Genomic DNA, 13,623 nt, shown 5'->3' on the forward strand with positions numbered 1-13,623 from the left:
TCAGCTTGAGGAGGGAGAACGGCGAGGCGTCCACAAGTCCGTCCAGGCTCGGGAGCAGGACATCCGCACATGGGTCGCGGCAGGGAACACCGATCCCCAAGCTCTATGCCTGGACCGAGACCGCGGACGGGATCCCCGAACGCCTCGCCGTTCGGACGGGCGTCAGAAGTAGAGGACTTCCGCGCCCGCGGCGCAGGTGCCCACGTAGATGTTGCCGTCGCCTCCGCGGTACAACAGGCATTCCTTGAGCTCGATACGACGCACGTTCCCCGCGAAGGTGTACTCGCCGATGCCCACGACCGCCTGGTTGCCGCGGGTGTTCCATACCTCTTCGTCGCGGGTGCCCCCGTCCGAGTACACCGCGTGGATCTTGAGCGCCGCGCCCTTGCCGTCGCCCGCCGTGTCCTTGAGCTCGCCGCTCAGGTGGACCCGGCCGTCGGCCGCCTTTCCGTAGTATCCGTGCGCCCAGGCGCCGCCGATGTCACCGCCGGTGCCGGTGACATCGAAACCGGAGCCGGCAGAGGCCGGCCCCGCGAGCAGCAGCAGCGCGGCCGGGACCGCGGCAAGGGTCAGGGCGGCCTTCGTCGTGAGCTTCATCGTTCCTCCGTCGTCTGGTCCATGTCGCACGGGACGGCGGAAAATGTAGCCCGTGCGGTGGAGCCTTCTCGACCCACCCCGGGTTGATCTTCGGGCCCACCGCAGGGGTAGCCGGCCTACCCCCTGCGGTGTACCCGGCCCGGCGTCGCCGTCCTCAGCACCGGATCAAGGCGGGTAGGGGAGCGCGACGGGGTGCGCCGCGCGAACGGCCCAGGCCCTCACCTCCAGCACCACCTCCACCAGCCGGGCGACGAGACTCTGCCACTCAGCGAACACAGCCATTTCGTCGCCGGGGCTCACCAGTGAGCGGCGTGTACCCGATCGTGCGAGGCGGTCTGCCGCGCTGCTGCAGGTGGGCCGGTCAGCGTGGGTCCGCCTCCAGGGTGTCCTTGGCCACCAGAACGTCGTCGGACCAGCAGAGCCGGTAGAGGTCGACCTGGTCCAGCAGGTCGCGGCCGGAGCGGTAGAACCCGCAGTCGGTACCCGGCGGCCGGTCCGCGGAACGGACGTGGTCCGGAGGGTACGGAAAGGCGCGGGCCGGGAGCAGCGGGCCGAGCTCGGCGCGGGACCGCCCCGGCTCCAACGCGTCGAATCGAGACGGCGGCAGCACGCCCGTCGTCAGCTGCCAGGCCAGGTAGGCGGCGGCCGGGACGAAGAACGCCGCTGCGGTGACCGGCGCCGCGAAGGCGGCAACGGTGCGGCGCCGCGCGGCGCGCCGCACCGCCGCCAGCCGGTCGGTGGATTCGGGGGCGGCGCCGCGGTCGATGTGCCCGCCTGTCCCGGGGGTGGTTGCCCGCGTCGCGGGGCGCGCCGGGGCTTGGTGCGGGAGGACGGCAGTGACACGGAAGCCGCCCTGGTGCGGACCGGTCCGCAGGGTGCCGCCGAGGACCGCGATGCGTTCCCGAAGCCCTGTCAGCCCCCGGCCGCCGGCGTCGGGAGCCTGGTCTTCATCAGCCCTGGCCCGCCCGTCCTTCGGTGCAGCGCCGTTCATGACGCTCACGCGGGTGCAGTCGCCCTCGTGGTCGATTCCCACGCTGACCGCGCTGCCCGGGGCGTGCTTCACGGCGTTGGTGAGGGCTTCCCGCACCACCCGGTACATGCCGCGTTCGACCAGCGGCGGTAGCACGGGTATCGCTCCACGCTGTTCCCAGCGCACCGGCACTCCGGAGGCGGCCGCCCGGCCGATGAGGTCCGCGACGGTGTCCTTGACGGACGGCCCGCTCGCTCCGGCCCCCGTTCCGGCCCCCGTCCCGGTCCCCGGTTCCCGTGGTTCGTGCAGGACGGCGACGGTCTCCCGCAGTTGCTCGACGGCGTCCGCGATCGTCCCGCGCAGTTCTGCGAGGTCGCCGCGGTCGCGGTCGGTGAGATCGGGTGAGAGTTCCAGGGCGCCGGCGCGCAGGGCGACCAGGCTCAGGACGTGGCCGAGCGAGTCGTGCATGTCGGCCGCGATGTCCGCGCGTTCGGTCAGCCGGGCCCGCTCCGCGACGAGGTGCTGGCGCTCCTCCAGGCTCTGGGCCAACCTCCATCCTTCCCGTACGAGTTCACGCCGACCGCGCCAGTGGCGCCCTGCCAGCCACGGCAGCAGGAGGGCGGCGGGCAGCACGGCCAGGGTGTAGAACCACCACACGGCCGGCACCCTCAGCACGGCGCAGGCCGCGACGTCGACCCCGAGGCACGCCGCGAGCACCACCAGCGGGCCCCGGGCCTGGGCGACCCGGACACCGAGCAGGAAGCTCAGCGCGGCCAGCGACAGGGCGTGGGCGTTGGCGGGGGTCGCGGAGTCGGCCAGCCCCAGTGCGCACAGCCCGTTGACGGCGAGCACCGCGGCCCCGGGTCGGCCGTGCGACAGCGGTACCGCCACCGCCAGCACGGCCAGGGGGAGCAACAGGTCCACCACCACCGAGGCGGCCCCGCCCGCGTCTCGGAACCCGAATCCGGTGGCGGCGGCGAGCACGGCCCACAGTGCCCCGTCGGCGAGAACGAACCTGGTCGGGGGGATGCGCGGGTGCCGCATGGTGTGTGGATGTCCTTCCCTCGCTTTGATGACGTGCTCGTGTCGATTCTCCGGGACGTGCCCGGGCGCCCGCCGGTGCCGGCCGTTGGAGAGTGCCCCGGGGCCGGAGCCGACGCGGTGTCAGGCGTCCCTGCGGCGCAGCACGTACAGGCCCGTCCCGTGTGCTGCCGCGGTCCACGCGGCCACGATGAGGACGGCCGTCGCCGAGGAGAACGGGGCGTCGCCGCCGACGTGCATGAAGTGGGCGCCCGCTCCGTTCGGCAGGACGTCGTTCACGGCCCCGAGCGGTTCGCTGCCGAGTCCCAGAAGCACGCTCGGCAGCGCCCACAGCAGCGTGACGAGGATCGACAGTGCGCCGGCCGGGTGCCGCGTGGCGAAGGCCACGCCGACGGTGAGCACGGCGACAAGCGCCTGGTAGACCCCGACGGCAAGCACCTGCCAAAGGGTCGTGCCCGCCTCGAACGAGCCCCGGCCGTCGAACGCCCCCCAGGCAACGGCGGCGCCCAGCACGGCGTACACGACACCGCCGAGGAACGCGACCAGGCCCGTCACCAGTGCCTTCGCCGCCTGGACCCGATGCCGTCGGGGCACCCACAGCAGAGAGGCCCGCACGGTCCCCGTCGAGTACTCGGAGGTCACCACGACGGTGGCCAGGACCACGAAGGCGAACTGGGTGACGACGGCGGAGGCGGCCGCCGCGTTCCCGACGGGCTGGACCGGGTGTTCGTTGATGCCGGCGATCGACGCGTAGTAGTACGTGAACACACCGGAGACCACGAGGCCCACCACAAGACAAAGCCCGGAGGCCCGCACCGACCAGAGCTTCGTCCACTCGGAGGCAACCGCCCCGGCGAAGCCGCCGGGCGCGCGCCGTCCCGGAGTGCTGTGCACGGTCCGAGGCGGAAGCGTCCGCCCGCCAGATGTCGTCGCGCTGTTCACTGCAGTCCCCCTCGTTCGGTGGAGCCCGTCGCGTACTCGACGCTCCGCGCGGTCAGGTCCATGTACGCCTGCTCCAGCGACACCCGTACGTCGCTCAGCGCGTGCAGCCGTACGCCGCAGTGGTGGGCGAGGTCGCCGACCTCGGCCGCCGTCATGCCGCCCACGGCGAGTTCTCCCGGCGCGGACGCCTCGACGCTCACCCCGTCGGCCGTCGTCAGACAGCGGACCAGCGTGGACCGCTCCTCCGGGTCGGGCACCGTGGCCCGTGCCGAGGCGGGCGACGCGGCGGCCAGGAACTCCGTCATCGAGGTGTCGCTCAGCAGCCTCCCCCGCCCGATGACGACGAGGTGATCGGCAGTCAACTGCATCTCGCTCATCAGATGGCTGGAGAGGAACACGGCCCGCCCTTCTGCCGCCTGGTCGCGTACGAGTCGGCGGATCCACCGCACACCGTCGGGGTCGAGGCCGTTGACAGGTTCGTCCAGAACCAGTACCGGTGGGTCGCCGAGCAGAGCGCCCGCCACTCCCAGCCGTCCGCTCATGCCCAGCGAGTACGTGCCTGCCGGTCTGCGCGCCGCCTTGCCCAGGCCCACCGTCTCCAGCACCTTGTCCACCCGCCGTACCGAAATGCCGTTGGACCGGGCCTGGGCGAGCAGGTGCGAGCGGCCGGAACGTGCCGGATGGACGGCCCTGGCGTCCAGCATCGCTCCCACCGCCCGCAGGGGACGGCGCAGGTCCGAGTACGGGCGGCCCCCGATCAGGGCCCGCCCGCGCGTGGGGTGGTCGAGACCCAGGATCATGCGCATCGTGGTGGACTTCCCGGCGCCGTTGGGGCCGAGGAAGCCGGTCACACGGCCGGCCTGGACGTCGAACGTCATGTCGTCCACGGCGAGGGTGCCGCCGTAGCGTTTGGTCAGTCCTCGGAGGCTGATCACGAAAGTTCCTTCGCTGTCGGTCACAAGGAGTACGGCAGCGACGCTAGGAGCGCGCACAGCCGGCGCCCATGGGCCGAAAGGAAGAAGCGTCCTGCCTTTCGTCGGGGGAGCACCCCGACCAGGGACGGAACCGCGGCGCTCACCGCCGACCCGGCCATGAGCCGGCCGTAGGCTCCTCGCATGGAAGAGACGACACCGAGCGGTCGGCCGGTCCGGGTCCTGGTGGCCGACGACGAGGCGATGGTCCGGGCAGGCATACGCGCCATCCTGGCCCGCGACCCGCACGTCGACGTGGTCGCCGAGGCGGGCGACGGGAACGAAGCCCTCGCGCTCACCCGCCGACACCGGCCGGACGTCGTCCTGCTGGACATCCAGATGCCCGGCCTCGACGGGCTGACGGCGGTGGCGCGGCTCCGCCGAGAACCGACCACTGCCGGTGTGATCATGCTGACGACCTTCGGCCAGGACGAGTACATCACCCGGGCACTCGAGGAAGGCGCAGACGGCTTCCTGCTGAAGGCGGACGACCCGCGAGAACTCCTCAACGGGGTGAGGGCGGTCGGCGCCGGCGGGGCCTACCTGTCCCCACGGGTCGCCGGCCGGGTCATCGCCGGAATACGCGCCCACCGGTCGGCACACCCCCACCGCTCCCTGGACCGACTGACGCAACGGGAGCGCGACGTATTGGCCGGACTCGCCGCGGGACTGTCCAACGCGGAGATCGCGACCCGACTGCACCTCGTCGAGGGCACGGTGAAGGCGCACGTCAGCGCTGTCCTGACGAAACTGGGCGCCCGCAACCGAGTGGAGGCGGCCATCGCCGCCCACGAGGCCGGCCTGACCCCGCCGCGCAGCGGCTGACTCCGCTCGTCCCGCCCGACCGAAGGTTCCCAGTCAGTGCGTCAGCACGGACCGTCCAGTACCTCTGCCCGGACGACATCACCACGGGAACGCCCGCATGATTCTCCAAGCAGACAGGACTATGGACCAGCCCTGGGTCAGGGAGTGGCGATGAGTGCGCCGAGCCGCATGGCGAGCCACGGTCTGCGGCCGGAGGCTCGCATCTGGCCGCGCGCGATCGCCTTCCAGGTCGGCGTGCGCCGGAAGGAGACCAGCAGGAACGCGGTCGGAGACGCCGTGATCCTGCAGTCGTAGGCGCGTGGCGGAGCATCGCGGGCCACCGTCACCGTTCCGTCGTCGACGACGACCGCCAGCCGCGGGCCGCCCTTGATGGCGAGGTCGAAGGCAATGCTGACACCCCGTGCCTTCTCGGAGTCCAAGGCCAGTGGCACGGTCGTCGGTAGTGTCTGACCGAGTGCCAGGCGCGCCTCGTTCGGGCTGATCGGCCACGAAAGTCCGGCGCCGCGGGCGATGTCCAGACCGTGCACGAGGCTCTCGCTGAGCATCAGGCCTGTCACCGTCGCCAGCGTGATGTCCTGCCCGAACCAGGGCACGGTGACAGGGGTGTCATGGGCGAGGTGTTCGGTGACCCGCAGGAACACCTCGCCCCACTCGGCGACCAAGTCGCCCAGACCGGCCCTGTCGTTGCCGCCGAAGAGGCCTATTGATGTGGCGTTCATGGCCGCGATCCGCTCGCTGAACGGCCCTTCCCCCGCCGGCAGGATGCTGTCCCAGTCGATGGACTCGTCGGCGCTGCTGGCGGAGGAGTACCCGACGTACACGGCCGAGAGGTGCGAGCCGACGTCGCCCACCGTCCAAACGGGGACACCGGAGGCCGCGTCCAGGTCGGGGACGTCGCGCAGCAGCCGGACGAGCCGCGGGACTACGGCACCCAGCGCGGCGCGGGTCTTCTCGTGCTCTGTGGAGGGATCGAATCCCGTGACGGTTCCCATACCACTCCCCATGCTGCGGACCGGTCCGCAGATTACCGCCGGGTACGACAGTTGCGACAGTGCTGTGCACACGCCGGTGTACCACCCGTGAGTGCTATGCCCTGGTTCGGGTTTCCGGTGCTTGATCGCGACCCACATGACTGCGATTTCGCCCGCACCGACGGCGCCTCCGACGAGGACGACGATCCAGCCGAAGGAGTCCTTGCTTCCATCCTGGCTGCCCCAGACAGTCGAGGTCTCTGAGGCGATCATGTTCTTGCCGAGCATCATCACGCCGATCCCGACCGCGACGATCACCAGCACGATCGGCACCATGCAGCCCCACACGGGAACCTTGCCCTCCGTTGACGTCATGGCCTCGACGCCAAACACGAACAACCTCACGTGACCCGGGCCGCCGGGCTCTGTGCCGACCAGAGGCCGTGGCTACGGGTGAGCGGCCTGGATGGGGAGCGGCCAGAGTCGGACGGTGTTGTCCTCACTGGCGGTGGCCAGCGTCCGTCCGTCGGGGCTGAAGACCGGCTGCACCGGGATCCCGCCCCCAAGGGTGCTGCTGAGGTCTGCGGTGGTGATACGGGTGCGGGTTGCGAGGGACCACAACGCCAGTTCGACGGTGCGGTCGGAGATGATGACGGCGGCGATGGTGCTGCCGTCCGGGCTGATTGCTGCCCGCTGGACGATCTCCTGGCCAAGGACGGTGGTCGCGGTGCCGGCCGGGTTGGCCAGGTCCGTCAGGCGCAGCCCGTTCTTCCCCTTGCTTGCGGTGACGACGCCCCGTCCGTCGGGTGTGAACGCCACCGACTCCACTGCTCCGTCGAGGATTTCGATCACGGCGGGATCCTTGTTGGAGCCGGGGGTCCACAGCCGCAGCGCATTTCCCCGGCCTCTTTCTCCGCCGATGGCGAGGGTCTTCCCGTCGGGGCTGTAGGCCAGGACGTTCAGCCAGCCCCGGTCACCGGTCTGCGTGGCGGTGAGTGTGCCGGTGGCCGTGTCCCACATCAGGAGGTCGTCGTCGCCGGAGACGGCGAGCGTTCTGCCGTCGGGGCTGAACGCGAGCACGTTGCCGATGGGGCCGTAGCGGTCGAGGGTGGAGCGGCTGGTGCGGGTCGCCACGTCCCAGAGTTCGGCCTTGGACGCACCGAGCGCCGTGCCGGTGGCGAGGGTCCTGCCATCGGGGCTGAACAGAAGGTGCCGCACCTCCTCGGCCTTCGTGGCAAGGGTGGCGGCAGTGGTCCGGGTGGTGGTGTCGCAGAGCCGGACGGTGCCGTCCTGGCAGCCCACGGCCAAGAGCCTTCCGTCGGGGCTGTAGGCGAGCGACATCACGGTGCTGCCGGCAACGGTGAGCGCGCTCCACAAATCGCCGGCCCGGTTCTTGGCGGACGGGGCGTCGTGGTCGGCGAACCGGCGCACGGCGATGACCGTCCCCGATGCCGCGCCCACGGCAGCCAATACGCCCAGCAGGACACCACGGCGGCGCGGCCCGGACGACGCGAGGGCGGGGACGGCCGGTGCCGCCGCGGTGGGCGCGCTCGCGAGAGCGGCTACGTCTGCAGGAACCGCCGGGGCCTGCACCCTCACTGTGGGGATGTGCCCCGCGGCCACGGCGCTCGGCGCCGCCGACCGGGCGGCATCCAGCCGCGCCCGCGTGCTCACGGCGTCAGGGCGCCGTGCCGGGTCCTTGGACAGCAGCTCACCGAGCAGGTCCGCCAGGGCGCCCGCGCGCACCGCCGACGGCGCGGGCTGGGTCAACACGGCCGTGATGACCGCTGTCAGGGTCGACCCGTCGAACGGCGGGCGTCCCTCGACCGCGGTGTACAGGGTCGCACCGAGCGCCCACATGTCCGCCGAGGCCCCCACACGTCGGCCCTCCAACTGCTCCGGCGGCATGTACTGCGGAGTGCCGATGACGGTGTTCGTCCCTGTCAGATGCTGGGTGGCGTCCAGGATCCGGGCGATGCCGAAATCGGTGATGACCGGACTGTCACCGGCGAGCAGCACGTTGTCGGGCTTCAGGTCGCGGTGGACCACCCCGGCGGCGTGCGCGTGGGCCAAGGCGTCGGCGATCATCTCCCCGAGGGCGGCGACCCGCTCCCAGCTGAGGCTTCCCTCGGCCCTGACGAGGCCGGCTAGCGAGGGCCCGGTGATGAACTCCATCACGATCCACGGAACACCCTGATGGTGCACCACGTCGTGCACCGTCACGATGCCCGGATGCCGCAGCCGGGCTGCGGCCCGTGCCTCCCGCTCGGTGCGCGCGATCAGCTCCGACCGGACGTGCGGCGCCGTTTCGGGCGGCAGCAGCACCTCCTTGACCGCCACCTCGCGGTCGAGCAGCGAGTCGTGGCCACGCCACACGCGCCCCATCCCTCCGCGCCCGACCATCTCCACCAGGAGATACCGCCCGCCCACCAGGTCGCCCGCTGCCCCCATCATGTCGATCACCCTAGCGGCCACCGGAAACAGCCGACCACCGTCGGTCCCCGGGGGCCCACCCCGCAGAGCGGAGCACACGCGTACCTGCCCCTGACCACTCTCCGGCAGCGCTCCGCCGCCGCGCTTCGCCTCGCGACGATCAACCTCATGACGCGCTGGCTCACCTCGAACACGGCGCGACACCCGGACCAGCCGATCAGCGAATCATTCGGCCTGGCCGGCCAGGCCGAGATGGGCCAACGTGACGGAAATGCCCTTTGGTCCGGCTCCCTGTTCTGTGATCCTCGTCTCCGGCTGCCCACGGTGTGGGCGGCCCAACTCCGGCGTGCGGTACAAACGTTCCGCGAGCCGACCCTGGCTCGCGGGGGGCGCCTGAGAGGTGCCGCGTTCCGTGTTGGCCTGAAGCACACACCGGGGGATAGCAGCATGACCCGTCCGCAATCCGCACCCATGCCGCCGACAGGAACTGCGCGCCGCCGCGCTCGCTGGGACCGCTACCGTGTCACAGGGCCATTCTCCCCATCCGACCTCGCGAAGCTCTGGGGCCTCATCGGCGCCCTGGTGGGTTTCGCGCTGGTCCTGGGCTGGGCCCTGGACGTGAAGGGCGGGACGGTCATCGTGCTGTTGGTGCCGTACGTCTTCACGTGGTTCGACGCGCGGCGCGTCCTCTTCCAGTTCGACTCCTCCGGCGTGCGCATCGGCCACGTCCGGTTGCCGTGGACCGATGTCACCGCCTTCGTCGTCGCCGAGTCGGCCGCGCTCGGGCCGCAGGTACTGATCGGTACGCAGCTGCGCGACGGTGTGGCCGTACCCGCCGGGGCCGAGGTGCTGCCACCCGATGCGTCGATGCCCGCACAGCTCCATGTGGCGGTCGAGCGGCGGAAGTTCGACCTCGGGAAGCTGACCGCCAAGACGCGGCGGTACGCGCCCGCACACGTGCGGATCTTCGAGGTGGGAACCTCGGCGGGCCACTCGTCCGAGGGCGGGGATCCGTACACGGACTCCGCTCGTCCGTACGCGCCAGTGTGGCAGCCGGGCCCGGCCGCCGGCGCCCTCCGGCCTGCCCTGCCGGACGCCTACGGGCCTCGCTGGAGCCTCGTCACGGGAGCGATGCTGACATGTGCCGCAGTGTTGGCGGTGCTCGCCGCCGCGATGCCCTTGCCGGCCATGCTCTTCGAGTACGAGGGCGGAACCTCAAAGGGCGGTGTCTTCCTGCTGACAGAGGACGTCCTGGGGCTGGACCTCTTCCCGGTTGTGGACCCTTGGCGTGGGCTGCTGACCTGGCCCTGGTTGCTCTCATTCCTTGGCATGCTCACCATCGCCTGCCGCGCCATCCAGCCGCACGCGCGGTTTCGTGCCCTCAGGGTCGTGGGTCTTCTGTGCGCCGTCACCTTTCCGCTGGTGCTGCTCGGGAACGACGTGGTCTCGGCGGGCCGCGTCAGCAGCTTTGAACGCGGTTGGTGGGTGCTGCACCTTGCTGCGCTTCTGGGGCTGGGGGCGTTCGTCGCCATGGACCTGACGCTCACCCGGGGCCGTGTCGGCACGTCCTGACCGCCGACCGCCCGCAATCCTTTCGATCACCAACACAGGGGGAATCTTGAACACCCGTACCGTATTCGCCGTCCTCACCGCCACTGCCGCCGCACTCGTACTCACCGGATGCTCCGACACCCAGGAGCTCTCCTACGGCGCCAAGGCGAAGAAGGACAATCTGGAGGTCAGCGTGGAGCGCGTGGTCGCAGGGACCTCCGGCGACCTGTCCGTGCTCAAGGATGCAGCCCAGTATCAAGGCCGTACGCCGTACTACGTCCACTACCGCGTGACCAAGACCGACGCCGGCGACGTGAACGGGCCCTCCTTCGACGTCACGGCGGACGGCGACCTGCTGACCCGGTTGAACATCATGAGCGCCTTCCCGCAACCCATCGTGGGCGCGGACGGCAAGCTCAGCTACAAGGACGCCCCGAAGTTCGACAAGTGCCTCGACGAGCACGACTCCAGCAAGTTCAAGCAGGCCCCGGCTGGCGAGAGCTACGAGGCCTGCTCCGTCTACCTCGCCGCATCGGGCTCCAGCACGGCGCCCGAGAAGGTCGAGTGGGTCAAGGGCGGCCTGCTGCGGCGCAGCGACGACGAGGCGTTTGCCGTCTGGAAATGAGCCCGCCCTATCGGCGTCTCCTGAGACTCTGGCCTGTCCGGCTGGTGGAGGTTGGAGGAGAGGGCCGGCAGTGGCCTTGTAGGTGACAACCGTCGGGTGTCACCTACAAAGCCACCCTGTACTTCCCCCTGCGGTGCCTCTCCACCTTGCGGTCCGGCCGTCCAGGCCGGTGACGTCCATGAACCTCAGGTGTCGCAGGTCGAAGGCCACCACGTCGACGCCGTCGAGACCGGCCAGCACCTCGTTGACGGCCTGTACCCGGCCGCCGACCGCAAGGGGGAGCGCGGCGGGCCCACCTGGCTGCTTCGCCGCTCCCCGCGGGGGTCCGCTGCGCCCGCCCGCGCGGCCGGAGCGGCCCGGTCCCGGCGGCACGTTCTACGCCGGGCGGCGGCCGCGGCCCAGATCCGCTAGGCGCGGGGCAGCCATTCGGCAGCGAAGTCCGCGCTGTCCCGGGCGTTCTGGGCCCGCTCCTCGATGAGCCGGCGGAAGCCTGCCACCGCGTACCGCGTACCGCTCCCCGGTGGCCGAGCCGGGTCCCGGGATGCCGGCGACCTCGGCCATGCACACTGCTGGGGCTGGGGCTGCCAGCCGGTGACCAGGACCCACAGGCCCGGGCACTCCGCGCGCCGGTGCACGTCCAAGAGGTGCAGCCGCCTTCGGCGTTCATGACCGCGACGCCGTGCAGGTCCACCAGGACGTCCCGCACGTCGGTGGTGACACCGTCCAGCGCCTCCTGAAATGCCTGGCCCGCGTCCTCGTCGAGTTCGCCGTCGGCGCTGACCAGGACCGTGCTGCCGCAGTGCTGGACGTCGACAGTGATCAATACGTTCTTCTCGGGCGCAGCTGAAGGCCTGCTCGCTGCCGATCTGCGGCACGGACGAGAAGCTCAAGGGTGTGCTCACCGACCGGGACATCGTGGTGAAGGTCCTCGCGGCGGGCAAGGACCCCGGCACGGTGAAGGCGGGCGACCTCGCGCAGGGCGAGGCGGTCACCATCGGCGTCGACGACGACGCCGAAGAGGTGCAGGCGAGGAAGATGAACACGTCGTGGAGTTCGGCGCGGCGTTCCCATCGAATGGCGAGGCGTTTGAACTGGACGACCTGCCACTGGTGGGATGCCGTCGACCAGGAGGGCGAGGGTCTGGGTGACGTCGTTGACGTTCGCCGCGGTCGTGATGACCTTGAACGGGGTGCCGCGTCCGTCACAGATCAGATGTGGTTGCTGCCTGTCTTCCGCCGGTCGACCGGCGCAAGGACCGGTGTCGGCTCCCCGTGTTTCGCCCGGATGTGAGAGCCGTCCACGCAAGCCCTGGACCAGTCGAGGCGGCCGGCCGCGTTCAGTTCGGCGAGCAGGAGTCGGTGCAGCAGGTCGACGACCCCGGCCTGCTGCCACCGCTCCGTGCGCCGCCAGCAGGTCGGCCTGGAGCCGAACCCCAGTGCAGAGGGCAGGAGATGCCATGCGATGTCGTTGCAGAGTACGTACAGGATGCCTTGCAGGCATAGCCGGTCAGCTACTGGCCTCGGCCCTGGTGACCTCGTCGGCCAGGGCGGCAGCAGCGGCTCGGTCAGTGCCCACAAGTCACCATCACGATCCACGGCCGAGCATTCCCACCGCCACGAACGGCCGAATCATCACATCGGTCACGCCCGACCGGGGCCTCTCAGCAAGATCCTGTTACGAGCTCTCAGTAGACGAAGAGGCTGCTACGCGCGAGCAGTTCGGCTTCCATCGCCGCAATTGCGTCACGGCAGGCATTGGTGAACTTCCAGAAGTCCGCGTTGGCGGTGGCCGCACGGTTGCTCGCACCGGAGAAGTTGCCGAAGAGGCTCTGACGGAGTTCGGTGGTGATCTCCAGCTGGCCGCCGCCTTCGGCCGTCAGGGTGCGGTTGCAGATGTTCTCCGGCAGGTCGCCGTTGAGGTCCTCCGGGTTACCACCGAGCACCTGGAAGCCCGCAGCGCTCAGCCTCGCGGACAGCAGCTGGCGGAAACGGGGGTTGAGACCGCCGACCACGACCGCCTTGGGCTGACCCGTGGGCGCGCCGGCCTGAGCCGCGGTGCAGCCGTGCAGGCTCAGGACATTGGCGCTGCCGGCTGCCATGGACCGCGCAACCGTGTCGTCACAGTGCGACGCCGTGACGTGCAGCTCGCCGTTGTTGGAAGACCGCATGCCTTCGAGCATCCAGTAGTCGTACACCGGGGCGCCCGCCGTGACGGGTGCCAGGGTGTCGGGGCGGTAACCCGCTATGCCCAGGCAGAGCTCGGAAGTACCCATCTCGATTCCGCCACCGTGGATGGCCAGCACACTGGTCAGGCGGGGAAGAGGGGTGGTGGTCTTGTCGTTGTCGAGGACCTCGTGCCGCTTGAACCGGCGGGCGAAGTCCTGTCCTTCGATCGCCTTCGTGTACAGGTCTGAGTTCGAGGTGTAGAGGTCGCCGCCGACGGCGGCGGCCGGAGTCGCGGCGAGGCCGGTCAGGAGCGGACCACCCGCAGCTGCGGCCACGAGGGAGGCGAGGATGGTCCTGCGACTGGTATGAGACTGGGACATCGTTGATCCTTCAGTGCTGTGCGGGTGATCCGGGGATGCGTTCGACCCCGGATACCCGGCGCGGGAAGGAAGGAGGGCGCAGGCCACACGATGGCGCGACTGCAGAATCGGATCCCCCCTTCCGATGGCGGGAATTCTAGCGGCCGATTCGA

13 protein-coding genes and 1 pseudogene are annotated in these 13,623 nt (G+C 70.5%); 6 read left to right on the plus strand and 8 right to left on the minus strand.

From position 1 onward, the window contains the following. Window positions 1–162: 162 nt before the first annotated feature. The 4 genes from ACFWBY_RS27375 to ACFWBY_RS27390 form a co-directional block, all read right to left on the minus strand. On the minus strand, window positions 163–597 hold the full coding sequence (locus ACFWBY_RS27375) for a hypothetical protein (RefSeq protein ID WP_385334498.1): 435 nt from the start codon (window positions 595–597) through the stop codon (window positions 163–165). A gap of 361 nt (window positions 598–958) precedes the next feature. Further along, entirely contained in the window at window positions 959–2,611 is a 1,653-nt protein-coding gene (locus ACFWBY_RS27380) for a sensor histidine kinase (protein ID WP_385334500.1), read from the minus strand. Between the two features lie 120 nt (window positions 2,612–2,731). Next, entirely contained in the window at window positions 2,732–3,502 is a 771-nt protein-coding gene (locus ACFWBY_RS27385) for an ABC transporter permease (RefSeq protein ID WP_385334502.1), read from the minus strand. Between the two features lie 44 nt (window positions 3,503–3,546). After that, on the minus strand, window positions 3,547–4,485 hold the full coding sequence (locus tag ACFWBY_RS27390) for an ATP-binding cassette domain-containing protein (protein WP_385334504.1): 939 nt from the start codon (window positions 4,483–4,485) through the stop codon (window positions 3,547–3,549). Window positions 4,486–4,665: 180 nt separating this feature from the next. On the opposite strand from ACFWBY_RS27390, the gene ACFWBY_RS27395 reads away from it, so the two are divergent. Then, a complete protein-coding gene (locus ACFWBY_RS27395) occupies window positions 4,666–5,346 on the plus strand; it encodes a response regulator (protein ID WP_385334507.1) in 681 nt (226 codons plus the stop codon). Window positions 5,347–5,483: 137 nt separating this feature from the next. Here ACFWBY_RS27395 and ACFWBY_RS27400 read toward each other — a convergent pair whose 3' ends face one another. Further along, window positions 5,484–6,692: a maleylpyruvate isomerase N-terminal domain-containing protein gene (locus ACFWBY_RS27400; RefSeq protein ID WP_385334509.1), complete on the minus strand. Its 1,209-nt coding sequence runs from the start codon at window positions 6,690–6,692 to the stop codon at window positions 5,484–5,486. A 72-nt stretch (window positions 6,693–6,764) separates the two neighbouring features. Continuing rightward, window positions 6,765–8,771, minus strand: a complete 2,007-nt coding sequence (locus tag ACFWBY_RS27405; protein WP_385334511.1) for a WD40 repeat domain-containing serine/threonine protein kinase — start codon at window positions 8,769–8,771, stop codon at window positions 6,765–6,767. 147 nt (window positions 8,772–8,918) lie between these two features. Here ACFWBY_RS27405 and ACFWBY_RS27410 point away from each other — a divergent pair, with 147 nt between their 5' ends. The 5 genes and pseudogenes from ACFWBY_RS27410 to ACFWBY_RS27430 form a co-directional block, all read left to right on the plus strand. Then, complete coding sequence (locus ACFWBY_RS27410; RefSeq protein WP_385334513.1) at window positions 8,919–10,322, plus strand: hypothetical protein; 1,404 nt, start codon at window positions 8,919–8,921, stop codon at window positions 10,320–10,322. A gap of 46 nt (window positions 10,323–10,368) precedes the next feature. After that, window positions 10,369–10,926: a hypothetical protein gene (locus ACFWBY_RS27415; RefSeq protein ID WP_385334515.1), complete on the plus strand. Its 558-nt coding sequence runs from the start codon at window positions 10,369–10,371 to the stop codon at window positions 10,924–10,926. Window positions 10,927–11,115: 189 nt separating this feature from the next. After that, window positions 11,116–11,337, plus strand: coding sequence for a hypothetical protein (locus ACFWBY_RS27420; protein ID WP_385334517.1), 222 nt, complete (start codon window positions 11,116–11,118; stop codon window positions 11,335–11,337). Window positions 11,338–11,605: 268 nt separating this feature from the next. Continuing rightward, entirely contained in the window at window positions 11,606–11,773 is a 168-nt protein-coding gene (locus ACFWBY_RS27425; RefSeq protein WP_385334519.1) for a hypothetical protein, read from the plus strand. Further along, window positions 11,749–11,949: pseudogene (locus tag ACFWBY_RS27430) on the plus strand (CBS domain-containing protein); the annotation flags it as partial. The gene ACFWBY_RS27425 and the pseudogene ACFWBY_RS27430, both read left to right, overlap by 25 nt. A gap of 185 nt (window positions 11,950–12,134) precedes the next feature. Here the strand turns inward: ACFWBY_RS27430 and ACFWBY_RS27435 are convergent. Then, window positions 12,135–12,521 (minus strand): transposase, encoded by a 387-nt coding sequence (locus ACFWBY_RS27435; RefSeq protein WP_385334521.1) that lies wholly within the window; start codon window positions 12,519–12,521, stop codon window positions 12,135–12,137. Between the two features lie 89 nt (window positions 12,522–12,610). After that, a complete protein-coding gene (locus ACFWBY_RS27440) occupies window positions 12,611–13,471 on the minus strand; it encodes a poly-gamma-glutamate hydrolase family protein (RefSeq protein WP_385334523.1) in 861 nt (286 codons plus the stop codon). Window positions 13,472–13,623 lie beyond the last annotated feature (152 nt).

The organism is Streptomyces sp. NPDC060049 (assembly GCF_042736715.1).
GTDB lineage: Bacteria > Actinomycetota > Actinomycetes > Streptomycetales > Streptomycetaceae > Streptomyces.

Excerpts from the sequence above, each read along its gene's own strand:
- ACFWBY_RS27400 (WP_385334509.1), bottom strand. The coding sequence starts at position 6,692 with ATGACGTCAACGGAGGGCAAGGTTCCCGTGTGGGGCTGCATGGTGCCG.
- ACFWBY_RS27375 (WP_385334498.1), bottom strand. The coding sequence starts at position 597 with ATGAAGCTCACGACGAAGGCCGCCCTGACCCTTGCCGCGGTCCCGGCC.
- ACFWBY_RS27380 (WP_385334500.1), bottom strand. The coding sequence starts at position 2,611 with ATGCGGCACCCGCGCATCCCCCCGACCAGGTTCGTTCTCGCCGACGGG.
- ACFWBY_RS27405 (WP_385334511.1), bottom strand. The coding sequence starts at position 8,771 with ATGATGGGGGCAGCGGGCGACCTGGTGGGCGGGCGGTATCTCCTGGTG.
- ACFWBY_RS27410 (WP_385334513.1), top strand. The coding sequence starts at position 8,919 with ATGACGCGCTGGCTCACCTCGAACACGGCGCGACACCCGGACCAGCCG.
- ACFWBY_RS27395 (WP_385334507.1), top strand. The coding sequence starts at position 4,666 with ATGGAAGAGACGACACCGAGCGGTCGGCCGGTCCGGGTCCTGGTGGCC.
- ACFWBY_RS27440 (WP_385334523.1), bottom strand. The coding sequence starts at position 13,471 with ATGTCCCAGTCTCATACCAGTCGCAGGACCATCCTCGCCTCCCTCGTG.